This is a genomic window from Pseudomonas sp. PA-7-1E (assembly GCF_021605325.1).
GTDB classification, from domain to species: Bacteria; Pseudomonadota; Gammaproteobacteria; order Pseudomonadales; family Pseudomonadaceae; genus Aquipseudomonas; species Aquipseudomonas fluorescens_BV.
In genome coordinates, this window is sequence record NZ_WKFA01000016.1 from 1 (window position 1) to 24,195 (window position 24,195).

The 24,195-nt window shown below is 61.0% G+C and carries 21 protein-coding genes; 6 read left to right on the plus strand and 15 right to left on the minus strand.

The window, feature by feature from the left end; genetic code table 11:
* Positions 1 to 155: 155 nt before the first annotated feature.
* Positions 156 to 653 (minus strand): AAA family ATPase, encoded by a 498-nt coding sequence (locus GIW79_RS12965; RefSeq protein ID WP_034125769.1) that lies wholly within the window; start codon positions 651 to 653, stop codon positions 156 to 158.
* A 160-nt stretch (positions 654 to 813) separates the two neighbouring features.
* On the opposite strand from GIW79_RS12965, the gene dapF reads away from it, so the two are divergent.
* Positions 814 to 1,617 carry a diaminopimelate epimerase gene (gene dapF, locus GIW79_RS12970; protein ID WP_236453329.1) on the plus strand — a complete coding sequence of 268 codons (804 nt, stop codon included), beginning with the start codon at positions 814 to 816 and terminating at the stop codon, positions 1,615 to 1,617.
* On the opposite strand, the gene GIW79_RS12975 is transcribed toward dapF, so the two are convergent.
* Both GIW79_RS12975 and GIW79_RS12980 read right to left on the minus strand, forming a co-directional pair.
* Positions 1,614 to 2,750 (minus strand): PAS domain-containing sensor histidine kinase, encoded by a 1,137-nt coding sequence (locus GIW79_RS12975; protein ID WP_236453326.1) that lies wholly within the window; start codon positions 2,748 to 2,750, stop codon positions 1,614 to 1,616. The genes dapF and GIW79_RS12975 overlap by 4 nt on opposite strands.
* Positions 2,740 to 3,555 (minus strand): alpha/beta fold hydrolase, encoded by an 816-nt coding sequence (locus GIW79_RS12980; protein ID WP_054896561.1) that lies wholly within the window; start codon positions 3,553 to 3,555, stop codon positions 2,740 to 2,742. The genes GIW79_RS12975 and GIW79_RS12980 overlap by 11 nt, the downstream gene beginning before the upstream one ends.
* 131 nt (positions 3,556 to 3,686) lie before the next feature.
* Here GIW79_RS12980 and GIW79_RS12985 point away from each other — a divergent pair, with 131 nt between their 5' ends.
* Positions 3,687 to 4,880, plus strand: coding sequence for a TPM domain-containing protein (locus tag GIW79_RS12985; RefSeq protein ID WP_197901111.1), 1,194 nt, complete (start codon positions 3,687 to 3,689; stop codon positions 4,878 to 4,880).
* A 146-nt stretch (positions 4,881 to 5,026) separates the two neighbouring features.
* Here the strand turns inward: GIW79_RS12985 and GIW79_RS12990 are convergent, their stop codons facing one another.
* The 3 genes from GIW79_RS12990 to GIW79_RS13000 form a co-directional block, all read right to left on the minus strand.
* A complete protein-coding gene (locus GIW79_RS12990; RefSeq protein ID WP_139271524.1) occupies positions 5,027 to 5,593 on the minus strand; it encodes a hypothetical protein in 567 nt (188 codons plus the stop codon).
* 308 nt (positions 5,594 to 5,901) lie between these two features.
* Positions 5,902 to 6,411 (minus strand): GNAT family N-acetyltransferase, encoded by a 510-nt coding sequence (locus GIW79_RS12995; protein WP_060765081.1) that lies wholly within the window; start codon positions 6,409 to 6,411, stop codon positions 5,902 to 5,904.
* 222 nt (positions 6,412 to 6,633) lie between these two features.
* On the minus strand, positions 6,634 to 8,049 hold the full coding sequence (locus tag GIW79_RS13000) for a purine-cytosine permease family protein (RefSeq protein ID WP_198716272.1): 1,416 nt from the start codon (positions 8,047 to 8,049) through the stop codon (positions 6,634 to 6,636).
* A 250-nt stretch (positions 8,050 to 8,299) separates the two neighbouring features.
* On the opposite strand from GIW79_RS13000, the gene GIW79_RS13005 reads away from it, so the two are divergent.
* Positions 8,300 to 9,211, plus strand: coding sequence for a LysR family transcriptional regulator (locus GIW79_RS13005; protein WP_034125760.1), 912 nt, complete (start codon positions 8,300 to 8,302; stop codon positions 9,209 to 9,211).
* A gap of 30 nt (positions 9,212 to 9,241) precedes the next feature.
* On the opposite strand, the gene tkt is transcribed toward GIW79_RS13005, so the two are convergent.
* Positions 9,242 to 11,296: a transketolase gene (tkt, locus tag GIW79_RS13010; RefSeq protein WP_236453324.1), complete on the minus strand. Its 2,055-nt coding sequence runs from the start codon at positions 11,294 to 11,296 to the stop codon at positions 9,242 to 9,244.
* 175 nt (positions 11,297 to 11,471) lie between these two features.
* Between tkt and GIW79_RS13015 the strand changes: the two genes are divergently transcribed.
* Entirely contained in the window at positions 11,472 to 11,696 is a 225-nt protein-coding gene (locus tag GIW79_RS13015) for a YdcH family protein (RefSeq protein WP_034125758.1), read from the plus strand.
* Positions 11,697 to 12,547: 851 nt separating this feature from the next.
* Here GIW79_RS13015 and hglS read toward each other — a convergent pair.
* Complete coding sequence (gene hglS, locus GIW79_RS13020; protein WP_236453321.1) at positions 12,548 to 13,924, minus strand: 2-oxoadipate dioxygenase/decarboxylase HglS; 1,377 nt, start codon at positions 13,922 to 13,924, stop codon at positions 12,548 to 12,550.
* A gap of 198 nt (positions 13,925 to 14,122) precedes the next feature.
* Here hglS and GIW79_RS13025 point away from each other — a divergent pair, with 198 nt between their 5' ends.
* Positions 14,123 to 16,759, plus strand: coding sequence for an MGH1-like glycoside hydrolase domain-containing protein (locus GIW79_RS13025; RefSeq protein ID WP_236453318.1), 2,637 nt, complete (start codon positions 14,123 to 14,125; stop codon positions 16,757 to 16,759).
* 182 nt (positions 16,760 to 16,941) lie between these two features.
* Here GIW79_RS13025 and GIW79_RS13030 read toward each other — a convergent pair whose 3' ends face one another.
* Both GIW79_RS13030 and GIW79_RS13035 read right to left on the minus strand, forming a co-directional pair.
* Positions 16,942 to 17,256 carry an SCP2 sterol-binding domain-containing protein gene (locus tag GIW79_RS13030; RefSeq protein WP_034125754.1) on the minus strand — a complete coding sequence of 105 codons (315 nt, stop codon included), beginning with the start codon at positions 17,254 to 17,256 and terminating at the stop codon, positions 16,942 to 16,944.
* A 56-nt stretch (positions 17,257 to 17,312) separates the two neighbouring features.
* Complete coding sequence (locus GIW79_RS13035) at positions 17,313 to 18,023, minus strand: histidine phosphatase family protein (RefSeq protein ID WP_034135852.1); 711 nt, start codon at positions 18,021 to 18,023, stop codon at positions 17,313 to 17,315.
* 194 nt (positions 18,024 to 18,217) lie between these two features.
* On the opposite strand from GIW79_RS13035, the gene sohB reads away from it, so the two are divergent.
* Positions 18,218 to 19,243, plus strand: coding sequence for a protease SohB (gene sohB / locus GIW79_RS13040; protein WP_014718187.1), 1,026 nt, complete (start codon positions 18,218 to 18,220; stop codon positions 19,241 to 19,243).
* 147 nt (positions 19,244 to 19,390) lie between these two features.
* Here the strand turns inward: sohB and dhaL are convergent, their stop codons facing one another.
* The 5 genes from dhaL to GIW79_RS13065 form a co-directional block, all read right to left on the minus strand.
* Entirely contained in the window at positions 19,391 to 20,035 is a 645-nt protein-coding gene (dhaL, locus tag GIW79_RS13045) for a dihydroxyacetone kinase subunit DhaL (protein ID WP_057977185.1), read from the minus strand.
* 3 nt (positions 20,036 to 20,038) lie between these two features.
* Positions 20,039 to 21,040, minus strand: coding sequence for a dihydroxyacetone kinase subunit DhaK (locus GIW79_RS13050; protein WP_236453315.1), 1,002 nt, complete (start codon positions 21,038 to 21,040; stop codon positions 20,039 to 20,041).
* 96 nt (positions 21,041 to 21,136) lie between these two features.
* Positions 21,137 to 22,252 carry an erythritol/L-threitol dehydrogenase gene (locus tag GIW79_RS13055; protein ID WP_019817618.1) on the minus strand — a complete coding sequence of 372 codons (1,116 nt, stop codon included), beginning with the start codon at positions 22,250 to 22,252 and terminating at the stop codon, positions 21,137 to 21,139.
* Between the two features lie 27 nt (positions 22,253 to 22,279).
* Complete coding sequence (locus GIW79_RS13060; protein ID WP_054918576.1) at positions 22,280 to 23,035, minus strand: SDR family oxidoreductase; 756 nt, start codon at positions 23,033 to 23,035, stop codon at positions 22,280 to 22,282.
* 121 nt (positions 23,036 to 23,156) lie between these two features.
* A complete protein-coding gene (locus tag GIW79_RS13065; RefSeq protein WP_236453312.1) occupies positions 23,157 to 24,164 on the minus strand; it encodes a substrate-binding domain-containing protein in 1,008 nt (335 codons plus the stop codon).
* Positions 24,165 to 24,195 lie beyond the last annotated feature (31 nt).

Consider the following 24,195-nt stretch of genomic DNA (forward strand, 5'->3'; position numbering starts at 1 on the left):
GCCGGTATTGACGGGGGCGGGTTGGCGGCGCGCGGGGTTAATTTCTAAAGATGGGGGCGGGGGCGTTTGCTCCCGCGGGACTGCGTAGCAGTCCCACAAAGAGCGGGGCCGCTTCGCGCCCCAGCGGGAGCAAGCTCCCTCGCCACAGGTGGGGTTTAGCCTATATGGAGCAAGGCTGCCGCGACAGCCTCTGCCGGCGTCATCTGCGCCGTATCCAGCCTGAACGGTGGTACCTCCCAGCGTTCATACTCATGTACCTGTACCGATTCCCAGGTCGGTGGCACCAGCCCCGGAATATCGCCCACACGCCCTTCGACTCGGCGCCGATGCGCCTGCTGATCGGTACACACTACCTCGATATTGATCAGTGCCACGCCGGCCGCTGTCGCCACCGCTTGCCAGGCATCGCGGCTTTCCTTCACCGGGTTCACACAATCGGCGATTACCCGCTGTCCCAGGCGCAGGTTACTCAGCGCCAGCGCATTCGCCACACCGTAGCCACTGGCCCCCACATCGCCCGCCAACACCGCAGCCTCTCGCAGCGCCTGCTCAATCACATCAATACGCAGGTAAACCGCGCCCAACTGTCGCGCCAGCTCCCTGGCAATCGTGGTCTTGCCACTGCCAGGCAAGCCGCTGAATACAATAAGCATGACCCATCAACCCCATATGTAGGAGCGAGCTTGCTCGCGAAAAACGCCAACAAAACGCGTACTGCCTGAATAAACGCGGTGCCTGTGAGTTTTTCGCGAGCAAGCTCGCTCCTACAGTGGTATTAGAACCGCGTGATTCATTTCACCCACAGGAGCGCCCATGACCCTGCCGTTCGTGAAGATGCACGCCCACGGCGATGACTTCATTATCATCGACCGCCGTGGCGAGGATAACCCCATTAATGCGCAGATTGCCCGCCATCTGGGTAACCGCCGCACCGGCATCGGTTTCAATCAACTGGCGGTGGTGCTCGACTGTGAGCAGGCCGCCGCGCGCGTTCAGTTCTGGAACCCCGACGGAACACGCCTGCAAACCTGCGGCAGCGCGACTCGTGGCGTGGCCGATCGCCTGATGCATGAGGCAGGTGCCGAGACGATTGTGCTGCTTAGCGACCGCGGTTTGCTGACATGCACACGTGCTGATGGGCAGCGGGTGTCGGTGGACATGGGCGCACCCTCGCTGGGCTGGGCGTCGGTACCCTTGGCCAAGGCGATGGACACCTGCGTGTTGCCTATCGACGGCCAGCCGGCAGCGTGCAGCATGGGCAACCCGCATTGCACGTTTTTTGTAGAGGATGTGACTGCGCTCGATATTGAGGCCATGGGCTTGGCCCTGGAAGTTCACCCGCTGTTTCCGGCCAGGACCAATGTGCATTTCGTGCAAGTGCTGGACCGCGGCCATATCCGCCTGCGTATCTGGGAGCGTGGCGGCGGTGTGCCGCTGGGGTCCGGCTCATGCTGTTGCGGGGCGGTCGTCAACGGCATCCGGCGAGGGCTGCTCGATGAGCGTGTGGAAGTCCAGTGCGACGGTGGCGCGGTCACGGTGCAATGGGACGGGCAGGGCGGCGTGATATTGACCGGCCGTGTCGAGCCGATCATGCAGGGCACCGCGTACCTGGACTAGAACTTCACGGTAAACGTGGTGCCGGCACTCGCACAGGAACTCACCGCCACGTCGCCGCCATGTACTTTGGCCAGTTCGCGCACGATATACAGGCCCAGGCCTACGCTACGCACGTCGCTGCCTTGGTCGGTGCCGCGGGTCATGGGTTCGAACAACCCGGCCAGCAGGGTTTGCGGAATCGCCGGGCCGTGGTTGTGCACCGCAACCGCGCAGGTGTTGTCGCCCAGGCGTGAGGTGATGGTAATCGGCTGCAGCAAGTCGCCATAGGCCACGCTGTTGGCCACCAGGTTACCGATCATCTGTTGCACACGGTCGGCGTCCAGGCAGGCGTCGCCCTGGCCCTCGGCGTGATGCACCAGCGTGGCCTTGGGGAAGGCCACCCGCAGTTCGTCGACGCTGCGACGAATAACGCCATGCAGGTCCAGCGGTTGCGGCTTGATGGTAATGCCCTGGCCGACCCGGGCCTGGGTGAAGTCCAGCAGGTCGGCGATCATGCGATGGGCGCGTTCGGAAGACTGGCCGATGTGCCCCAGTAACTGGCGCTCCTTGGCCGTGCGCTCGCCGCGCTGGAGAAAGTCGGCGGCCATGCGGATCGCAGTCAGAGGGTTTTTCAGGTCGTGGCTGACAATCGCCACCATCTGTTCGGCAAACAACGCCCTGCGCTGGGCAATGGCATAGGCCTCGCTCAGCTCGGCCTGGGCCTGTTGCAGGGCCAGTTCCGTGGCGGTTTTTTCCTGCAGCAGGGCTTCGGCCTGCTTGCGCGCATTGAGCAGTTCGCGCTCGTACTTGTCACGGTCGGTGGTGCCGAACAGCGCCAGGTCATACACCACGCCGGCCGGCTGCTGGCGCTGGTTGGCATTGAGCAAGACCGTGACTTTGTGCCCGTTGCAATGGCGGATGTCGAGCTTCACCTCGGTGACGCTGCCGTGCATGCGCAGCATTGGCGCCAGGTGCGTCTGGTAGAAAATCCGCCCGCCCATGGCCAGCAGGTCCTGGAAACGCCGGCCCAGCAGTTGGGCCGCTGTGAAGCCCAGCCAATCGCACAAGCGTGGGTTGACGTGCAGGATCGTGCCATCTTCCTGGGTCACCGCCAGGGCACAGGCCGCGCTGTCAAACAGCGGGTCAACGGGCATCGGCAGCCGCCCAAGGGGCCAGGAACCGGTCCATCGCCGCGGCACACGCCTGGGGGGCGCTCATATGCGGGCAATGGCCGACATTCTCGACCAGGCAATAAGTGCTGTTAGGTAATACGGTGTGCAGGTATTCACCCACGGCCACGGGGGCGATCAGGTCGTCGGTCGATTGCAGGATCAGCACCGGGGTGGTCAGGCCGAACACATCCTGGCGGTTATCCGACAGGAAGGTCACGCGGGCGAACTGCTTGGCGATGTCCGGCTCGGTGCGACAGAAGCTGTCGGTGAGCACCTCGCTCAGGTGCGGCTGCGTCGGGGCGCCCATGATCACCGGGGCCATGGCGCTGGACCAGCCAAGGTAGTTGCTGTCGAGGGTGTCGAGCAGGTCGTCGATGTCATCGTGCTTGAAACCGCCGACATACTCCTCAGTATCGATATAGCGCGGCGATGGGCCAATCATCACATGCGCGGCAATGCGTTCCGGGATGAAACGATCAGCGAGAGTGCCGATCATCGAGCTCACCGAGTGGCCCACTAGAATCACCGGGCCTTGGGCGTAGGCGTCGATAATCTCGTTCAGGTCATGGGCATAGCCATCCAGGCGGCTGTATTTGGCTTTGTCGAACGCACTCAAGTCCGACAGGCCGGCGCCAACCAGGTCATACAGCACCACGCGAAAGCGGTCGAGAAAGTGCGGCGCCAGGGCATCCCACATGGCCTGGTTGCAACCGAAACCGTGGGAAAACACCAGGGTCGAGGGACCGTTGCCCATCACATGTACATTGTTGCGGTGACTTAGGTCCATGGGCGTCCCGTAGATGGCTTATTGCTATGCAGCTGATCGGCAGTTTAGATAGTCGCAGGCCCTGGGTCACGCGTTTGCACGCAGATAAGGTAAAGTCGGCGCCTTCAGGGAGAGACTTCAGGTAACCATACATGATCGTGCTTGTGCGGCAATCGGTGTTCAGCCTACTGGCCCTGGTATTTTCCAGCCTGTTGATCACCGCTCATGCGGACACCTCGCCGATTGGGGTAGCCCTTGATCAGCGGGTCATTGACCTGACAAACACCCTCGACTCGGGCACCGCCCAGCGCCTCAAGCAACAACTGGCTGACCTTGAACAACGCAAAGGCGCGCAAGTGGCGGTACTGCTGGTGCCAACCACCGGCAGCGCCGATATCGAAGGCTACGCCAACCAGCTGTTTCGTGCCTGGAAACTGGGACGCAAGGACGTCAACGACGGCATCCTGCTGGTGGTGGCTAAGGACGATCGCAAGGTACGTATCGAGGTGGGCTACGGCCTGGAAGGCATCGTCACCGACCTGCTGGCCCATCGTATTATTGAAGAACAGATCACCCCGGCGTTTCGCCAGGGCGATTTTGCCGGCGGTGTGCAACAGGGGGTGGACGCCCTGACCGTGCTGGTGGACGGCGGTGACCTGCCGCAACTGGCGGGAGCCGGGATCAACCCCCAATTCATGGCATTGTTGGCGGCGCTTATCCTGGGCGGCTTGGGCGGCGTGGCGATTGCAGCCGGCAAGCTGCATTGGCGCAAGGCGTTGATCGCCGCCGTGGCGGCCACGCTGTTGTTGACGCTGCTGGCGGGCGGTTTGGAGTGGCCGATGTTCCTGTTTGTCATGCCGCTGACGCTGTTGATAGGCGGCGCGATATTCGGCGCGCTGTGGCAGGTGCGTACGCTGTTTTACTGTGTGATCGGGCTGCTGGCTTACAGCCTCGGGTTGGTTATGGCAAACCATTACGTGGATGTCAGTTTCATCCATTGGCTGCTGTGGCCATTGGGCGTCTTGGTGGTGCTGGGGTTGTACCTGGTACTGCTGCTGATCATGAGAGAGGCATGGCGCACCAGCCGCGCCGGTTTTATTGTGCGGTTGCTGGCGGCGGTAGTGGTGTACGTGGTGGCAGGATGGGTGATTGACGACGGCCGCGACGGCTGGCTGCTGGCGTTTCCTATCGCATCGTTTGTCGCGCTGATTATCTTTGGCAAGGTTGGCGAGGGGGCTGGATCTGGCTCGGGCGGTGGCTCCGGTTCAAGTTCCAGCAGTTCTAGCAGCAGCTCGTCCGGTGGTGGTGGTTCCAGTGGCGGTGGTGGGGCTTCCGGCAGTTGGTGACTCGCTGGCGGATGCCCACGCTTTCGCACCCCACCCATGGCAAGCGCGTGTTTGGCAATACCATGGAGAGGCGCAACGGCTTGGATAGCAAACAGTCGTTTGCACTGTTACGCCTTGACCCAACCGCCCTTGCCGTCGGATTTGATTTAGGAATCTATGGGGGCGCGATTGGCGACGCTCGGAGCGTCGTCGATGACCTTTTGGTCCGCAGGCAGGTAACCGTTATCAAACCGATGGGGAAGAGGGGGGATCTGCGCGTCGTCGATGACCTTTTTGTCCGACGGCAGGCAGAGGTGATCAAACCGACGGGGAAGAGGGTGGATCTGCGCGTCGTCGATGACCTTTTTGTCCGAAGGCAGGAAGATCTGATCAAACCGATGGGGAAGAGGGTGGAACTGCGCGTCGTCGATGACCTTTTTGTCCGAAGGCACGAAGTGGTGATCAAACCGATGGGGAAGAGGATGGACCTGAGCGACGTGGATGGCTTTTTTGTCCGAAGGCAGGAAGAGGCGATCAAACCGATTGCGATTGGCGTAGGCCCGATATTCGTCGCCGACGCTCTTCCAGCCGCACTTGCCACCGGACACTTCTGCATCATCGCCAACCCTGTTTTCTTCCAAGGGGTTGTACCTGGGTTTATCGTTATCGATCTTGTTTGCGTCAACAGGTTGATGGGTCGGGATGGATGGGGTGAAGCCACTGATTGAAGACACGATTACACCTCTGTGATAGCTAGGAAGATGCCCCGCCGGGGCAGGGTCCTGGCGGGGTGTTTCGCAGGCTACAGCGCCCGGAACCTTCACTCAATGTGGCCTGTTTCGCGTGAATGTAAGCGTGTGAAACCCCTGTGTGGTTAGCTCATACAGCGGGAGAAGTTGCTGTAGGCACAATCTGAGATAACGCTTTGCAGCGTCAGGCTTGACGTCAGACAGCACAGACAAATCCAGGATTTTTACCTGTTGAAAAGCATTCGTTCCCTGCACGGCTTTTCGGCAGTTTCATGCCTTGCAACACACAATCACTACTGCGACGGTGTGGCTTTCAACGCCATCACCATTTCATGCCACGCCATCCCACCGTGATCCGACGGCGAAGGGCGCACGTAGGTATAGCCCATGCGGGTGTACAACGGCACATGCTGTTGCTTGCACATTAGATGAATCGTCTGCTTGCCCAGTGTTCCCATGCGCTGCACGAACGCGGTCATCAGTCTTTTCGCATAGCCCTTGCCTTGATGGGCCGGGTCGACCACCACCGACATGATCACCACATTCGGCGCCTCGGCGTCATGGCCCACCAACTCCTTGAAAGCCTCGTCCGACATTACCACCTCATGGGCACAGCCCGAGTTGATGAACCCCACCACTGCGCCATCTTCCTCCAGTATCAGAAATCCCTCGGGATACTGCGCGATGCGCGTGGCGATCTTTTCAAGCGTTGCGGCTTCGTCGCCTTCGTAAGCGGTGGTTTCAATGTGAAAGCAGCGTGCTGCGTCGGTGGGCAGGGCGTTGCGCAGGGTGAGAGTGGGCATGGGCGGTTCCAGGGATGTTCAGTGAAAGGCCACATCATAGAGAAACATCGGGCCTATGGCACCGCGCGGCCATTCATCACCCCTTGTAGGAGCGAGCTTGCTCGCGAAAAACGTCAACGATAACGCGCGCCTCCTGGATGAACGCGGCGCCTGCGAGTTTTTCGCGAGCAAGCGCGCTCCTACACGTTGTAAGGGTAGGGCAGGCGCGACCGAGCGTCTGTATCAAACCCCACCCACCAACTTGCCACTGTCCATCCGGCGCTTATACGCACTGTCCCGACTCGCCAACCAGAAGTACAACGGCGAGGTCACCGCCAGCCCCACCACCCACGACAAGTCCGCGCCGTTGATGTGCTGCGAAATCGGCCCGACGTACAGCGGCGTGTTCATGAACGGAATCTGCACCGCGATCCCCACCGCATAGGCCAGCAGCGCTTGCGGGTTGTACTTGCCGTAGATGCCGCCATCCACGCGGAAGATCGAGGCGATGTCGTATTGGCCTTTATGAATGGCGTAGAAGTCGATCAGGTTGATCGCCGTCCAGGGCACCAGCACCACGAGCAGCACCAGCACCATGTCGACGAAGTGGCCGATGAAGTCTTGGGAGGCAAACACCGCCGCAATCGAACAGGCGGCCAGCACGATGATGGAGATCACCGCACGGCTTTTCGCGGTCGGGATCCAGCGGTAGGCGAAGGTCTGTACCAAGGTGATGATCGACAGCACCGCGCCGTACAGGTTGAGGGCGTTGTGGCTGATTACGCTGAGCAGGAACAGCACCAGCATCAACGGGCCGATGGCGCCGGTGGCAAGTTTGACGGCGTCCATGGTGTCCATGCCTACCGGCGTGGCGAGCACTGCCACGGCGCCGAAGATGAACGCCAGGCTCGACCCCAGCGCCGAGCCCAGGTAGGTGGTCCAGAAGGTGGCGGCTACCGGCACGTCGGCTGGCAGGTAGCGGGAATAGTCCGACACGTAGGGCGCAAAGGCGATCTGCCACAGCGCGGCCAGGGAAACGGTGGCCAGCCAACCGGAGATGTTGAAGCTGCCACGGGTGAGGAAATCCGTGGTCTGTACATGGGTGAAGATGTAGCCAAAGCCCAGCACGATGCCGGCGCCCAGCACCCAGGTGCCGATGCGATTGAGTACGTGGATGAAGCGATAGCCGATGATGCCGATGATCCCGGAACCGATTGCGCCGATGACGATGCCCACCGGCACAGGCACGGCGTCCACCACGCCATGCAGGGATTTACCGGCCAGCACAATGTTGGAGGCGAAGAAGCCGATGTACATCACCCCAGCAATCACCACCACCAGCAACGCGCCGAGGGAGCCGAACTGAGCACGGCTCTGGATCATCTGCGGGATGCCCATCTGCGGGCCCTGGGCCGAGTGCAATGCCATCAACACACCGCCGACCAAATGGCCGACAAGAATGGCGACAATGCCCCACACCAGGTTGAGGTGGAACAGTTGCACACCCAGTGCGCCAGTGACGATAGGCAACGGCGCGATGTTGCCGCCGAACCACAGGGTGAACAGGTCTCTTACCTTTCCATGGCGATCTTCCGGAGGCACGTATCCAATCGTGTGTTTTTCGATGAGCGGGGCGGAGGATGTTGCAGTGGTAACCATGACGAGCTCCAAGGCAAGGTGAGTACGTGGACGTACTTCGCTATGCGCTGCACGGGCGGCGCTTTGTTGTTGGAGTGATCATCTGTAATGGGCGCAGGCAGGTAAATTAGTAAGTTTGTTGCTATAGACCTTAAAAAAAATATCTCACGTGGTTTTATGCTCCGGTATGTTGCATGGGCTTCAATGGCTTGAAAAACCGGTGTATCTGCGCACCTGTTTGGGGCGAAAACCCACGTTTATGGAGGTGCCGATGGCTGCCTACAACCTGCGCCAGCTCAGATATTTTGTGACCACGGCCGAATGCGGCAGCGTCGCCGAGGCGTCGCGCAAGCTGTATATCGCCCAGCCGTCGGTGTCCACGGCGATCAAACAGCTGGAAGACAGCTTTGGCGTGCAGCTGTTTATCCGCCACCACGCCCAGGGCGTTTCCCTTACGCCCAGTGGCGCGCGCTTTTATCGCAAGGCGTTGGAGCTGTTGCGGGTGGCCCATGAGTTCGAGCAGAACGCCCTGGCGGATAATGACGTGGTGGCCGGGCAGATCGACATCGGCTGCTTTGAAACCGTGGCGCCGTTGTACCTGCCACGCTTGATCGCCGGCTTCAAGGCACGCTGGCCAGGGGTGGAGATCCGCATCCGCGATGGCGAGCAGCAGGAATTGGTGCAGGCGCTGACCGCAGGCAGTATCGACGTGGCGATGTTGTTTGAGCACGACCTGGGCGGCACCATCGAGACCACGCCACTGATGCCGCCCCAACAGCCCTATGCGTTGCTGCCGGCCGATCACCGCTTCGCCCAGCAGGCCAGGGTGTCCTTGGCCGACCTGGTGCTGGAGCCAATGATTTTGCTGGACGTGTTGCCCAGCCGTACCTACTTCGTGAGCATCTTCGAAGAGCGCGGGCTGACCCCGAATATCGTATTCAGCTCGCCCTCCATCGAAATGGTGCGGGGCATGGTGGGGCGCGGGTTCGGGTTCTCGATCCTGGTGACCAAACCCTTCAGCGAGTACACCTATGATGGGCAGAAGGTGGTGTGCATTCCCTTGGCGGAAACGGTCACGGGGTCCGGGTTGTCGGCCGTGTGGTTGCGCCGTGCACCGCTGACCAAGCCGGTGCAATTGTTTGTCGACTATTGCCGTGAAGAACTTGCGCGGTTACTGGCGTGACTGCGAACCAGCCCCGCGCGCTTATGCGGGTCAGTGCTCGGCCAACTGGACCTGTTGCTTGGCCAGCTTCACCACATTGTCCAGGGTAAACCCGAATTTCTCCTGCAACTTTGCCAGCGGTGCCGAGGCGCCAAAGCTGTTCATCACCACCTTGGCGCCGGTCTGCCCGACATAGCGGTCCCAGCCCAAGGGGCCGGCCTGTTCCACCACCACGCGGGCTTTCACTGCGGGCGGCAACACACTGTCGCGGTAGGCTTGATCCTGGTCTTCAAACAGCTCCCAACTGGGCATCGATACCACGCTGGCGGCAATGCCTTCACCTTTGAGCTGCTCATACGCGGCGACCGCCAGGCTGACTTCGCTGCCTGTTCCTATCAGGATGACCTCAGGCTCTTGCGCACTGGCCAGCACGTAGGCACCTTTGGCCGCACCGCAGGCCGCCGCGTACTGGGTGCGATCCAGGGTGGGCAGCGGCTGGCGTGACAGCACGACACAGCTGGGCCGATGAGTCTGGGCCAAGGCGACTTTCCACAATTCCAGCGTTTCATTGGCATCGCCCGGGCGCAAGGTCAACAGCCCCGGCGTGGCCCGCAGTTGGGTGAGGTGTTCGATAGGCTGATGTGTCGGTCCATCCTCGCCGACGCCGATGGAGTCATGGGTAAACACGAAGATCACGGGTAATTCCATGATCGCCGCCAGGCGGATCGGCGGTTTCATGTAATCGCTGAATACCAGGAAGGTCGAGGTATACGGGCGCAGGTAGGACAGCGCCATGCCGTTGGCGATTGCGCCCATGGCGTGTTCGCGGATACCGAAGTGCAGGTTGCGCCCGCTGTAATCATCCGCGCTGAAACGCCCGGCACCGTCGAAGGTGAGGTTGGTCTTGGTCGAGGGCGACAAATCCGCCGAGCCGCCCAGCAGCCAGGGGATCTGTTGGGCGAAGGCATTCAACACTTCGCCGCCTGAGGCACGGCTGGCGACGCCTTTGGCATCGGCGGCAAAGTCTGGCAGGTGCGCTTGCCATTGCTCGGGCATTTCCCCGGCGCGCATGCGTTGCAGTTCATCGGCCCGTTGCGGCTCGAGGGAGGCCAGGGTCTGGTTCCATTCGGCGTACAACGGCTCGGCACGTTCGTAAAGGGCATCGCGCAACACTGTGCGAGCCTCTTGCGGCACCAGGAAGCTCGAATCCTGCGGCCAGCCATAGGCGGCCTTGGTCAGGCGAATTTCATCGTCCCCCAACGGCTCCCCATGGGCAGCAGCGGTATTGTGTTTGTGCGGTGAGCCGTAGCCGATCACGCTGTCCACCACGATCAAGGTGGGCGCGCCGGTGTTGGCCTTGAAGGTTTCCAGCGCCACGCTCAAGGCCTGCAAGTCATTGGCGTCGGTGACATGCACGGTGTGCCAGCCATACGCCTGGAAGCGTTGGATCACGTCTTCACTGAACGCCAGCTCAGTGTGGCCCTCGATGCTGATGGTGTTGTTGTCATAGATCCAGCACAGGTTATCGAGCTTCAAGTGCCCGGCCAGGGACGCGGCTTCGCTGCTGATGCCTTCCATCATGTCGCCGTCACCGCACAGGGTGTAGACGTCGTAGTCAAACAGCACCTGGCCGTCGCGGTTGAAGCGCTGAGCCAGCCAACGCTCAGCCATGGCCATGCCCACGCTGTTGGCGCAGCCCTGGCCCAACGGGCCCGTGGTGGTTTCTACGCCTGTGGTCATGCGGTACTCGGGGTGGCCAGGGGTCTTGGAGCCCATCTGCCGGAACTGCTTGATATCCTCGAGGCTGACGGCCGGTTGGCCGGAACGCTGGCGGTGGGCGTCGATCTCTACCACGCCGGCCAAGTGCAATAGCGAATACAGCAACATCGAGGCATGCCCCACCGACAACACAAAACGGTCACGGTTGGGCCAGTCGGGGTGTTCGGGGTGATAACGCAGGAAGCGACTCCACAGTGTGTACCCCACGGGCGCCAGGCCCATGGGCGTGCCAGGGTGACCCGAATTGGCCTTCTGCACGGCATCCATGGCCAAGGTGCGTAGGGTATTGATGCATTGGGTGTCGGCAGCAGTGGCAACGTGATTCATAAAACCGTTCTCCCTGGGGTGGCGATCTACAGTGGAGGGCAGGGCGGGGCAAAGGTTTGATCCCATCGCGTGCGCCGCGACGAACGGGTCGTTCTTGACTTCAAACATGACAAGGCTTGTTGGAATGGGCTAGCTTCAAGGGCGTAGACCATCGATCAATCTGTGGAGGTACGCCATGCCAGTGAAACACGACCTGTATCAGGACTTGGGATTGAGCAAGGAAGACGTTCACAAGCGCAGGGCGCAAGACAACCGGTTGGACTCACTGCTCACTCAATACGACGACGCCGACGCCAAGGTGCTAAAAGCGGAAAAAGCCAGTGCCAGCGATGAAGAGGTGGAGAACCTGAAGAAGAAGCGGCTGTCGATCAAAGACGAAATTGCGCAGCGGCTGGGTTAAGCAAACCCGTAACCTGTGGCGAGGGAGCTTGCTCCCGTTGGGGCGCGAAGCGGCCCCCGCTGGGGGCGCTTCGCACCCCAGCGGGAGGAAGCTCCCCCGCCACACACACACACGGAATGTGCACATTTGTTCAGAATTGTCTTGAGGACAAGTGCCGCTTCTCTCCTTATGATGCGCCCCGTCCACTCGGCTCTGGGGCTTGTTGCGGCGCAAGGATTGCGTTGTTTGAGCCGGGTGGGCATCCTCAGAATTCATGCAACACAGGGCCGAATCGGTCGGCTGCAAATGCTGCCCGTGGGAGCTGGCTTGCCTGCGATGGCGGCCTCCCAGCCGACGCCTACCTACCTGACACCCCCGCAGTCCAAATGTGGGAGCTGGCTTGCCTGCGATGGCGGCCACCCAGCCGACGCCTATCTACCTGACACCCCCGCAGTCCAAATGTGGGAGCTGGCTTGCCTGCGATGACGGCCTCCCAGCCGACGCCTATCTACCTGACACACCGCGATCCATCTGTGGGAGCGGGCTTGCTCGCGAAGGCGGCCTGACAGGCGACGCAGGTATACCGGGTGTATATCCATTCCTGCGGTAACGGCCACTTAGGGTTCCGCTTTTACAGCGGCTCACTTTTGAAAAGAGCCGGAATGCCGGCCCAGCCAAAAGTAAGCAAAAGGCTCTTGCCCCACCACTCGGCACCTCGCTTAGGCTCGGTGTGCCCCTAATCCGCCAGCGTGGTTTGATGGGGCGCCTAAGATCAAAAGCAGATCAAGAGCAAGATCAAGATCAAAAGCGGCTCGCTTCGCATCGTGGTTACCATCAACGCCGTGACGCTTGGCGTTCGGTCTTGCATCCAGTCATTTCAACAGCGTTTCAACGCATATATCCATGGAACGCTGCTGCGTCTGCTCATACAACTGCAACTCATCAATCGTGCTGCGCCCCAGCGCCTGTTCGAAGGCATCTCGGTTGGAGTTGCCCGCGTAGTGACTCTGCGCCCCATCCCCCAGGTTTGACTGGAAGATCCCCGCCGCACTGACCGGTAAAAAGTCCTCATACACCAACGGCTCCACCGCCACATGACCGGCACCGACCAGCGCCTCCAATGTGCGCGGCTGATCGGCCTGGGCGCGTGCCGTCAGGCCTTTATCGGTGACGAAGTAGCGAAAATACGCCAAGCCCTGCTCGCGCATCTGCGGGTAGTTATCGGGGAAGGCGTGGAAGTGCTGTTCCATCAATTGCACATAGCGCTCGGCGTTGGCTTCATTGGGGAATGTGCCGAGTTCGTCACGGGCGGCGTTCAGCAGTTGGTCGTACAGGGCGCGGCCTTTAGGGGTAAGTGCGACCCCGCGTTGTTCGATTTCGCCGAAGCGCGCGCTGTGGCTACCGTGGGCATCGGTGAAGGCGATGGGTTCTTCCAGGGCCTTGAAGCTGGTCTGGCGCAGCAGGATCGGGCACTGGCGCCGGGGTGGGCCTTCGATCACGGCTTTGGGAGTGATGCCTTTGCCGGGCATCGCCGCCTGCACCTGGTCGATGTCCAGGGTCCGTGGGGTCAGGTGGTTGATGTGCGGGCCTTTGAACGCGACGACATCCGCGATCAGACGGTGCTGGTCGCTCAGTTGCTGGTACTGGGCGCTGGTGACCGTGGCAGTGTGGTGCCAACGGAACGTCTCCAGAGCCTGGCGGATAAAGGCCTCGGCGTCGCTGGCATTCAAGCCGCCTTCGGCCTCTGCTTGTTCGATCAACGCCAAGGCTTCGGCGGTAAAGATCGAGCGTTTGGCCAGGGCGCTTTCGGCGAAGGCACGCAGGTCGGGGTTTTCGATCAGTTCCAGGCGCAGCAATGAAGTGAACACGCGAAACGGGCTGGTTTGCAGCGCGTGTTCATGCACGGCCCGAAAGGCGGTGGAGTGAACAGGCACGCCAGCGGGGGTGAGGTCGTAGTAGCCCACCGGTTGCATGCCCATCACCGCGAATAAACGGCTGATGGTTGCCAGTTCCGCAGCGGTGCCCAAGCGGATGGCGCCGTGGCGTTCCATGCCCAGGCGCTGGATTTCGCCGGTACGTTTGAGTTGGTGCGCCAGGCCCGGTTCGCTGTCGAGCACATGTGCATTGGTTTCGGCCACCAACTCCAGCAACGCCCCATATAACGGAACTTCATCTCGATACATGTCGGACATGGCCTTGGAAAAGCCCTTGCGGATCTCGTCGGCGCTGACATGTGCAGTGGTGTGCATAGAAAAATTCCTGATGACTGGAACGATGAACGTGGCCTTTGCCTGATTTTGTTGAGCGGCCGGCCGGCTTGCAAACGAAGATTCCTCTGGACTTCATTCTGCAAATGAATGAGTTGACCCTGCGTCCAAGTCTTCATGTGCAAGCGGGCGTCATTGGGCTCTACACTGCGCCTCACTGTGTAGGTGAAGGAGGACTCAATGACGGCCAAACCCGCAACCAACCTGCTGGACACCCTCGAAGGCCAGCGCCTGGCAGCGCCAGGCGCCGAGCAGTGGCGCGAGTGGGGCCCGTACCTGAGTGAACGCCAATGGGGCACGGTTCGCGAAGACTACAGCGCCGACGGTGACGCCTGGGCCTACTTCCCTCATGAGCATGCACGCAGCCGCGCCTATCGATGGGGCGAGGATGGATTGGCCGGTTTCAGTGACAAGGCTCAACGCTGGTGCCTGGGCCTGGCGCTGTGGAACGAGCGTGACGCAATCCTCAAGGAACGTCTGTTCGGCCTCGACAACGCCGAAGGCAACCACGGTGAAGACGTCAAGGAACTGTACTTTTTCGTCGATGGCGTGCCGAGCCATGCCTACATGCGCATGCTCTACAAATATCCCCATGCGGCCTTTCCCTACGCTGACCTGATCGCCGAAAACGCCCGTCGTGGGCTGGCGGATGCCGAGTATGAAATCCTTGATACCGGTGTGTTCGCAGACAACCACTACTGCGACGTCAGTGTCGAATACGCCAAGCATCAGCCCGACGATATTTTCATGCGCGTCACCGTGCATAACCGTTCGGACCAACCCACACGCCTGCAGGTGCTGCCCCAGCTCTGGGCGCGCAATGACTGGAGCTGGACCTTCGATGCACCCAAGCCCAGCTTGAGGTTGGACGGCGAGCGGGTTCTGGCGCGTCATCATGAACTCGATGATCGCCACCTCAGTGCCTGGGGCCAGGACGGGTTGCAGTGGCTGTTCTGCGAAAACCAAACCAATCGGCCCAAACTGGACGGGCAACCGGCGCCGGGGCCATTCAAGGATGGCATTAATGATTACGTGGTGGGCGGGGTTGAGTCGGCCGTTCGCCGGGACGCCGGCACCAAGGTGGCCGCGCATTTCACCCTTGAACTGGCGGGCCAGGAAAGCAAAACCCTTTACCTGCGTTTGGCGCCTTTGGACGCGCCCGATGTCAATGCGCGCAAGCTATTCGAACAGCGCCGCCAGGAGGCCGATGACTTCTACGCGGTCTTGCAACAGGGCCTTGCCGATGACGATGCGCGCAATGTGCAACGCCAGGCCCTGGCCGGCCTGCTGTGGTCCAAGCAGCTGTACTATTTCGACGTGAACCAGTGGCTTGACGGCGACCCGGCCCAGCCCGCGCCACCGCCCGAGCGTCTGCTTATCCGCAATACCCATTGGCGGCACCTGAGCAACTTCGACATCTTGTCCATGCCCGACACTTGGGAATACCCCTGGTATGCCTCCTGGGATCAAGGCTTCCAGGCGGTGGCCATCGCGCTGATCGACCCCGGTTACGCCAAGCAACAGCTGTTGCTGCTGGTAAAGGACCGCTTCATGCACCCCAACGGCCAATTGCCGGCCTACGAATGGCGCTTTGACGACGCCAACCCGCCCGTGCACGCCTGGGCCAGCTGGCGCGTATATCAGCAGGACAAGGCGTTGACCGGCGTGGGCGACATGGATTTCCTGGAGCGCATCTTTCACAAGCTGCTGCTGAATTTCTCCTGGTGGGTCAACCGCAAGGACGCCGAGGGCCGCAACCTGTTCCAGGGCGGTTTTCTGGGCCTGGACAATATCGCCTTGTTCGACCGCTCGGCCCCGTTGCCGCCGGGTTACCAGTTGGACCAGGCCGATGGCACCGCCTGGGTGGCGGCCTATGCCCTGGACCTGATGCGCATCGGCCTGGAGTTGGCCAAGCGCAATGTGGTGTACGTGGACATTGCCGTGAAGTTTTTCGAGCATTTCCTCTACATCGCCGGCGCTATCAACCGCGTCGATGACAGCGCCGAAGGCTTGTGGGATGAGCAGGACCAGTTTTTCTACGACGTACTGCACCGTCCTGATGGCCAGAGCGAACCGGTGCGCCTGCGCTCCATCGTCGGGTTAATGCCGCTGTTCGCGGTGCTTGTGCTGGAACAGCGCGAGCACGAGGGCCTGGGAGGCTTGCGCGAGCGCCTGCTGGGCTTTATGCATCATCGGCCGGACCTGGCCAGGTTGGTTTCGCGCTGGACCGAACCGGGGCAGGGCAACCGCCTGTTGCTGGCGCTGCTGCGCGGTGAACGCACCAAGGATTTGCTGCGACGCATGCTGGATGACCAGGAGTTCTTGTCGGCCTTTGGCGTGCGCGCCCTGTCCAAGGCGTTCGCCGAGCAGCCCCTGGCGTTGAAGATGAATGGCGACACCTTGTGCGCCAGTTACCAACCCGGTGAATCCGACTCACGCTTGTACGGCGGCAACTCCAATTGGCGCGGGCCGCTGTGGATGCCGGTCAATTACATGCTGATTGAATCGTTGCGCGAATTTCATCGCTATTACGCGGAGCATTTTTCCGTGGAGTACCCGACGGGCAGTGGGTATCTGGCGTCACTCGAGGAAGTGGCTGACAGCCTCAGCGAGCGGCTGACGCGGCTGTTTCTCAAAGATGAAAACGGTGTGCGGCCGTCGATGGCGGGGTATGCGCAGTTGCAGGAAGACCCGGCCAGTCGTGACCTGGTGTTGTTCCATGAGTATTTTCATGGTGAGACAGGGCGAGGGTTGGGGGCTTCACACCAGACCGGGTGGAGCGCGTTGGTGGCGTTGTTGCTACAGCCAAAAACCTGAGCAGTCCTACGGATTTGCTTTTCTGTGGGAGCTGGCTTGCCTGCGATACAGGCACCGCGGTGATGGAGTAGATGCCATCGCAGGCAAGCCAGCTCCCACAGGGGATCTTCATTCACCGCGAGAATGCAGGCAAAAAAATCCCGCCTGGGGAGGCGGGATCAGGATTCAGGGTTACCCGTGAATCAGGAAGGGAACAGCTCGCTCAGCTTCATCGCCAGCATCATGTCGCCTTCGGTGCGCAGCTTGCCGCCCATGAACGCTTGCATGCCGTCGGTGGAGCCGTCGACGATGCCTTCCAGGGTCTCGCTGTCCATCACCAGGGTGACCTGCGCGTCAGGGTTTTCGCCTTCTTTGAGTTCGCAGGTCTTGTCCTTGACCACCAGCGAGAAATTCTTGCTGTCGTCGATACGGAAACCGAACACCAGGTCCAAGCCTTCGGCAGCGCTTGGGTTGAATTTGGCTTTCATTGCTTCTACTGCTTTAGCTACGTCAGTCATGGTTTCGATCCTTAAGGGTAGAGTCCAGTGACCTTGGGGTCACGGTTGGCCGCAGTTCATCGGAAAGTGATGAGCTGCGGCGCCTTCAACAGTTGCAAGTGGGCGTGACTGTTGAAGGAAGCCAGTGCCACCTCGCGACCACGGAACTTCAGTTGGTTGAGCGAGGTGTTAACAATTTGCCAGTTCATTTCGAAGGCCTGGGCGGCAGGCATTCGGGTAATCAGGTGGAGCAGGGCGGTGATGGTGCCGCCGGAGGTGAATACAGCGATTTTGTCGGTGTGGTTGGCGGCTTCAAGGATGCGCTGCAAACCACCCTGGACCCGCTCGACAAACCCCAGCCAGCTTTCCAGCCCGGGTGGATCATAGGTGCCGGCCAGCCAGCGTTCGATGATCAGGGCGAAAATGCGTTGGAACTCGCTGCGGTTCTGCGGGCCATTGCGCAGGATGTGCACGGCATCCGGCTCACTGCTGAGCAGGTCGGGTAACAGGCCGCGAATGATTGCCTCGCCGTCGAACTCGTTGAACGCGCTGTCTGTTTCCAATGCCGGAACCGGCAAGCCCAGGGCGCTGTACTGGTCGAACGTGGCGCTGGCAGTGTGCTGCTGGCGACGCAGGTCGCCGGCGATGCAGCGGTCAAACGCAATGCCCAGGTCTGCCAGGTGGCGACCGAGCACTTGCGCTTGTTCCACGCCAATGGGCGAGAGGACGTCATAGTCGTCTGCACCGAAGGAAGCCTGGCCATGTCGAATCAGATAAATGCTGCCCACGTCCGTTTTCCCGGTACGTTGAAAGTCTGGCGAGGTTATGAGGATGCCTGCGAGCTGTCAATGAAAAAACATACGCTTGTTTTAAAAGCGCGTTGGAGCCCGCCTGCTGGCGGTTTGATCACTGGCTCCTTCGCAGCGGCGTCGGTATGCTGGGGCCATCCGCGCCTGGCGCAGTGCATTTTTTAAGGAGACATATGGATTTTTTGGCCGAATACGCGAGCTTTCTGGCGAAGACCGTCACCCTGGTGGTCGCTATTCTGGTGGTACTGATCAGCTTTGCAGCACTGCGCAGCAAAGGTCGTCGTAAATCCGCCGGCCAATTGCAGGTCAGCAAGCTGAATGATTTCTACAAGGGCTTGCGTGAGCGCCTGGAGTCCAGCTTGCTCGACAAGGACCAGCTCAAGGCCCTGCGCAAGTCCGAAAGCAAAGCTGAAAAGAAGAAAGACAAGAAGAAGCCCGAGCCCAAGCCGAGGGTATTCGTGCTGGATTTCGACGGTGACATCAAGGCCTCGGCCACCGAAAGCCTGCGCCATGAAATCACCGCACTGCTGAGCCTGGCCACGCCCAAGGATGAAGTGGTGCTGCGCCTGGAAAGCGGCGGCGGCATGGTGCACAGCTATGGCCTGGCCTCTTCGCAACTGGCGCGTATCCGCCAGGCCGGCGTACCGTTGACCGTGTGCATCGACAAAGTCGCGGCCAGCGGCGGCTACATGATGGCCTGCATCGGCGAGAAGATCATCAGTGCACCCTTCGCCATCCTCGGTTCCATTGGCGTGGTGGCGCAGTTGCCCAACGTCAATCGCCTGCTTAAAAAGCACGACATCGACTTTGAAGTGCTGACCGCCGGTGAATACAAGCGCACGCTCACAGTGTTCGGCGAAAACACCGAGAAGGGCCGGGAGAAGTTCCAGGAAGACCTGGACATCACCCATCAGCTGTTCAAGAACTTCGTCTCGCGTTACCGCCCGCAGTTGGCGATTGACGAGGTGGCCACTGGCGAAGTGTGGTTGGGGGTTGCCGCTCTCGACAAACAACTGGTCGATGAGCTGCAAACCAGCGATGAATACCTGGCCACCAAGGCCAAGACCGCCGAAGTGTTCCACTTGCACTATGCCGAGCGTAAGAGCCTGCAGGAGCGCGTGGGCCTGGCGGCCAGCGGTTCGGTGGACCGGGTGCTGTTGACCTGGTGGAGCCGCTTGACCCAGCAGCGGTTCTGGTAACCCAGTACTGAAACCAGGTAGTCCCTTGTCGATCGTTCCCACGCTCCGCGTGGGAATGCCTCCAGTGACGCTCTGCGTCACCCTGGCGTAGGTGGGACGCGGAGCGTCCAAGGCTGCATTCCCACGCGGAGCGTGGGAACGATCATGTCAGGTCAAACGGGGTTTAATCGAGTCCGCCAACTGCGTAAGGATCAGGCAGCACGATACGGCCCCGGCATCCAGAACGCCGAGGGAACGCTCACCCAAACGACTGGCTCGGCCAATCTTGGCCACCAGGTCCTTGGTCGAATCCCGCCCCTGAGAAGCAGCGCTTTTCATCGCATCGAGTGCATCGCTGAAAGAACGCGCCGCTGCATGCGCCCGTTCAAAGGCTTCCACCGCCGGGATCAACGTGTCCATCAAGCACTTGTCGCCCACGCCCGCTTCGGTGATGTCCTGCAACGAGGTCAAGCCGCCGCGCAGCAGGTGGGCGAAGGTGGCGGCGTCGATGTCTTCACTGCCGCGCACTTCGTCGGCCATGCCGATAAACAGGCTGCCATACAAGGGCCCCATGGAGCCGCCGATGCCTTCCATCAGGCTCAGGGTCAGTTCATCCAGGGCTTCGGCCAGGGTCAGTTGGCGGCCTTCGATCGTGCGGCCGCAATGGGCAAAGCCCTTGGCCATGTTGATGCCATGGTCGCCATCGCCTATAGCGCCGTCGACTTCGCTGAGGTACTCCCGGTTTGCCACGATCACGCTGACCAGGTCGGCGACAATGGCGCTACCGTCATGGGTGGAAAAATGCTGGCTCATGGTTCACTCCGCCTGGGTCATGCCGATGGAGCGGCAGGGTTGGTCGATCAGGGTTTTCAGCTCGGCGTCGAGGCCGAGCAGGGTCAAGGTCACGCCCATCATCTCCAGGGACGTGAAGTAGTTGCCCACGTAGCAACGGTGAATCTTCAAACCTTTGGCCTTGAGCTGTTTTTCCACCTCTGCGTAGAAAATATACAACTCCATCACCGGGGTGGCGCCCAGGCCTGAGACCAGCACCACCACGCTGTCGTCCTGGTTGAAATCGCGGTCGGCGAGGATCGGCGCCAGCATGCGCTCGGCCATGGCGGCGGCCGGTTCAATCGGGATGACTTCGATGCCCGGTTCGCCATGATGGCCGATACCCAGCTCCATCTGGCCGTCGGGAATCTGGAAGTTCGGCTTGCCCACCGCGGCTATCGTGCAGGGCGTAAGGCCGATACCAATCGAGCGGCAGTGGTCGACGGTTTTCTGCGCCACCCGAATCACGCCGTCCAGGTCGTAATGCTGGGCAGCGGCGGCACCGCCGATCTTCCACATGAAGATCTCCCCGGCCACGCCGCGACGCTTGGCAATATCGGCCTTGGGCGCGGAGGCCACGTCGTCGTTGGCGACCACGGTGCGGATGCGCATGTCTTTGCTGGCGGCCATTTTCATTGCCAGCTTCACGTTCATGTTGTCGCCCGCGTAGTTGCCATACAGGCAGGCCACGCCTGCGCCATGGTCGGCGGCGCGGAAGGCGTCGAAAAAGCTTTTGGCGGTGGGCGAGGAAAAAATCTCGCCGACGGCCACCGCATCCACCAGGCCCGGGCCAACATAGCCGAGGAACGCCGGTTCATGCCCGGAGCCGCCGCCGGTGACAATGCCGACGCGGCCCTGGGCGGACGGTCTGGCCCGGACAATGACCCGTGGGTTGCTTTCGTACTGGCGCAGTTCGGGGTGCGCGACCAGGATGCCGCGCAGCATGTCTTCGACCACTTGGTCGGGATCGTTGATGACTCGATTCATAACGCGGGTTCCTGTGTTCTTGTTCTAAGGGGCGACACCCTTCCATTGTGGGAGCAGGCAAGCCAGCTCCCACAGGGTTTTGTGTTGTTACTGAGATCAGGGTTCGAGCACAACCTTCAGCGATTTATCGCCGCGTTCCATCACTGCAAAGGCTTCCTTGAAGTCCGCCAGCGCAAACTTGTGGGTCACCACGTCGCGCATATCGATCTTGCGGTTGCCGATAAAGTCTATGGCCCTTGGGTACATATACGGCCCCAGGTGCGAGCCGAGGATATCCAGCTCCTTGCGGTCACCGATGATCGACCAATCCACCGTGGCCTCGTCATTGAACACGCTGAATTCCACAAAGCGTCCCAGCTTGCGCAGCATCGCCAGGCCTTGGTTCACCGCCTTGTGATGCCCGGTCGCCTCGATATAAATGTCGCAGCCGTAGCCATCGGTGATTTCGCGGATCTTCGCCAACACATCCACCTCGGCCGGGTTCCACACTTCATCGGCGCCCAGGCGCAGGGCGAGGGCGGCGCGTTCGGGTTTCATGTCCAGCACGATGAGTTTTTTCGGGTTGCGCAACCGCACCGCGCCGATGATGCCCAGGCCCAGGGTGCCGGCGCCGGCGACCACCACGATGTCGTCATGGTCGACGTTGGCGCGTTCCGCCGCGTGTAGCGAGCAGGCCAGGGGTTCGATCAGGATCGCTTCATCGGGGGCGATGGATTCCGGTACTTTGTGGATGATGCCTTCCTTGGTGAAGATCATGTATTGGGCCATGGCGCCCTGCACATTGTTCTGGAAGCCATACAGGTCGTGCTTCTGGCACATCCAGTACTGGCCGTGGTTGCAAAAGCGGCAGCCCCAGCACGGCACGATCTGCTCGGAGATCACCCGGTCGCCCACGGCCACGCCGCGCTTCTCGGCGCCTGGGCCAAGGGCGACCACGCGGCACACGAACTCATGCCCGGGGATCATCGGTGGCTTCACGTAGCGCGGTTGTTCGGCATCGCCCCAGAACGACGGCGCGCCGCGATAGGTCTTGATATCGCCCATGCAAATGCCGCACAGCTCGACTTTGGTCAGGATCTCGTCGGGGCCGGGTGTGGGCACGTCGACGGTTTCCAGGCGGTAATCTTCGGGACCGTGGCAGACCACAGCCTGCATGGTTTTCGGGATGCTCGGGGCGAGTTGTTCAGGTGTGCGTTCGGTGACGGTGGACATGACAAAACCTCACGACATAACGATGAATTACTGAATGCTGTAGCCGCCGTCGATCACCATGTTGGCACCGGTGATCATCTGCGCGGCATCACTGAGCAGGTACAACGCCAGCCCGGCGATTTCTTCCGGCTGGGCAAAGCGACCTGCCGGAATCTGCAATTTGGCCCGCTCACCCACCTCGCCCGCCCAGGCTTTTTTGCCCAGGGCGGTTTCGACGATGGTCGGGGAGATGGCGTTGACGTTGATCTGCGGCGCCCACTCCATGGCCAATACTTTGGTCATGCCGACGATGGCGGCTTTGCTGGCGCAGTAGGCGACGTGACGGTCCAGGCCAATCACGGCAGCCTGGGACGCCAGGTTGACGATGCGCCCGCCGCCCTGGGCGATCATGTGCCTGGCGCAGGCCTGAGCCATGAAAAAACTGGCCTTGAGGTTGATGTCCAGGGTGGTGTCCCAGGCGCTTTCGCTGACCTCGATGGCCTTGTCCAGCAGCACCACGCCTGCACTGTTGATCAGGTAATCCAGGCGCTGGAAATGCGCGAACACCTTGTCGACGGTCGGTTGTATCTGGTCGATCCTCCCGAGGTCGACGGCAATGCCAAGGTGCCCGGCACCCAGGCTGGCGGCCGCCTCGACCACGGCCGGGTCGCGGTCCAGCAGCGCCACCCTTGCGCCGCGTTCCGCCAGCAAGGTGGCGCAGGCCAGGCCGATGCCGGCGGCGCCACCGGTGATCACCGCGCAACGGCCGCTGAGGTCGAAGGCTTGGTTCCAGAAACCAGACATGAATGACTCCTCGTTCTCACGCTCTGCGTGGGAATGCCGCGTGGAACGCTCTGCGTTCCGATGTTAAGTGACGCGGAGCGTCACGGGATGCGTTCCCACGCGGAGCGTGGGAACGATCAAACTACTTACCGCCGCTGACTTGCTTGTACAGCGCGTCCGCATTGGCATTGGTCACCGGCACCCAGGGCAGGATGTAGTTCTTGGCCGTGCCGTCACCCCATTTCACGTCTTTGGCATAGCGCTCCCAGATCACCGATTGTGGCTTGTAGTCCTTGCCGGCCAGGGCGCGCAACGCTACGTCCAGCGCGCCTTGGGACTGGGCCTGGGCATCCTGGAGGAAGGTGGTGACTTCGTCCTTTTTCGCCGCCTGGATCGCATCCGGCATGCCGTCGATAGAGGTCACGGGCACATTCTTGGAGGTGAGGCCATGGGACTTCAACGCCTGCACGGCGCCCAGGGCCATGTCGTCATTCTGGGCGATCACGCCATTGATGCCCTTGGGGTGGGCGTTGAGCCAGTCTTCGGTGAGCGTCATGGCCTGGGCGCGGTCCCAGTTGGCGGTTTTCTTTTCGATGATCTTGATGTCCGGGTGTTTGCCCAGCACTTCCAGCTCGCCTTTTTCCCGGTCGATCTGCGCCGACTGGCCAATCGGGCCCTGGATGATCACCACGTTGCCTTTGCCATTGAGCTTGTCGACCATGGCCTGGGCCTGCAGGCGGCCGCCTTCCACGTCGTCGTTACCCACATACGGCACGCTGGCATCGGCTACTTTCGTATTGGAGGCGATGACCACCACGTCGTTGCTCATGGCGGCCTTGACGGTACCGACGCCGGCCTTGGTATCAATCGGTACGAACAGAATCGCGTCGTAGCGTTGGGTCACCATGTTTTCGATCTGGTTGTTCTGGGTCAGGGCGTCGTAGTTGCCGTCGAACACGGTCAACTGCACGGTGCCATCCTTGACGGCCGGATGTTCCTTGAGCTCGCGGACCCAGTTCTGCATGAACTGACCCTTGAGGCCATAGACGGCTGCGCCGATCTTGTAGGTCTTGCCGTCGGCGGCCAGGGCGATACTGCTGGCGAGCAGGGAGAGGGCCGCCGCAGCGGCCAGGGTGGTACCCAGTTTCATAAGTAGAACTCCAGTTATTGTTATGGGTCGT

Bases quoted from the DNA above. Each gene is read 5' to 3' on its own strand.
- GIW79_RS12965 (WP_034125769.1), bottom strand. From the start codon at position 653: ATGCTTATTGTATTCAGCGGCTTGCCTGGCAGTGGCAAGACCACGATT.
- dapF (WP_236453329.1), top strand. From the start codon at position 814: ATGACCCTGCCGTTCGTGAAGATGCACGCCCACGGCGATGACTTCATT.
- GIW79_RS12975 (WP_236453326.1), bottom strand. From the start codon at position 2,750: ATGCCCGTTGACCCGCTGTTTGACAGCGCGGCCTGTGCCCTGGCGGTG.
- GIW79_RS12980 (WP_054896561.1), bottom strand. From the start codon at position 3,555: ATGGACCTAAGTCACCGCAACAATGTACATGTGATGGGCAACGGTCCC.
- GIW79_RS12985 (WP_197901111.1), top strand. From the start codon at position 3,687: ATGATCGTGCTTGTGCGGCAATCGGTGTTCAGCCTACTGGCCCTGGTA.
- GIW79_RS12995 (WP_060765081.1), bottom strand. From the start codon at position 6,411: ATGCCCACTCTCACCCTGCGCAACGCCCTGCCCACCGACGCAGCACGC.
- GIW79_RS13000 (WP_198716272.1), bottom strand. From the start codon at position 8,049: ATGGTTACCACTGCAACATCCTCCGCCCCGCTCATCGAAAAACACACG.
- GIW79_RS13005 (WP_034125760.1), top strand. From the start codon at position 8,300: ATGGCTGCCTACAACCTGCGCCAGCTCAGATATTTTGTGACCACGGCC.
- tkt (WP_236453324.1), bottom strand. From the start codon at position 11,296: ATGAATCACGTTGCCACTGCTGCCGACACCCAATGCATCAATACCCTA.
- GIW79_RS13015 (WP_034125758.1), top strand. From the start codon at position 11,472: ATGCCAGTGAAACACGACCTGTATCAGGACTTGGGATTGAGCAAGGAA.
- hglS (WP_236453321.1), bottom strand. From the start codon at position 13,924: ATGCACACCACTGCACATGTCAGCGCCGACGAGATCCGCAAGGGCTTT.
- GIW79_RS13025 (WP_236453318.1), top strand. From the start codon at position 14,123: ATGACGGCCAAACCCGCAACCAACCTGCTGGACACCCTCGAAGGCCAG.
- GIW79_RS13030 (WP_034125754.1), bottom strand. From the start codon at position 17,256: ATGACTGACGTAGCTAAAGCAGTAGAAGCAATGAAAGCCAAATTCAAC.
- sohB (WP_014718187.1), top strand. From the start codon at position 18,218: ATGGATTTTTTGGCCGAATACGCGAGCTTTCTGGCGAAGACCGTCACC.
- dhaL (WP_057977185.1), bottom strand. From the start codon at position 20,035: ATGAGCCAGCATTTTTCCACCCATGACGGTAGCGCCATTGTCGCCGAC.
- GIW79_RS13050 (WP_236453315.1), bottom strand. From the start codon at position 21,040: ATGAATCGAGTCATCAACGATCCCGACCAAGTGGTCGAAGACATGCTG.
- GIW79_RS13055 (WP_019817618.1), bottom strand. From the start codon at position 22,252: ATGTCCACCGTCACCGAACGCACACCTGAACAACTCGCCCCGAGCATC.
- GIW79_RS13060 (WP_054918576.1), bottom strand. From the start codon at position 23,035: ATGTCTGGTTTCTGGAACCAAGCCTTCGACCTCAGCGGCCGTTGCGCG.
- GIW79_RS13065 (WP_236453312.1), bottom strand. From the start codon at position 24,164: ATGAAACTGGGTACCACCCTGGCCGCTGCGGCGGCCCTCTCCCTGCTC.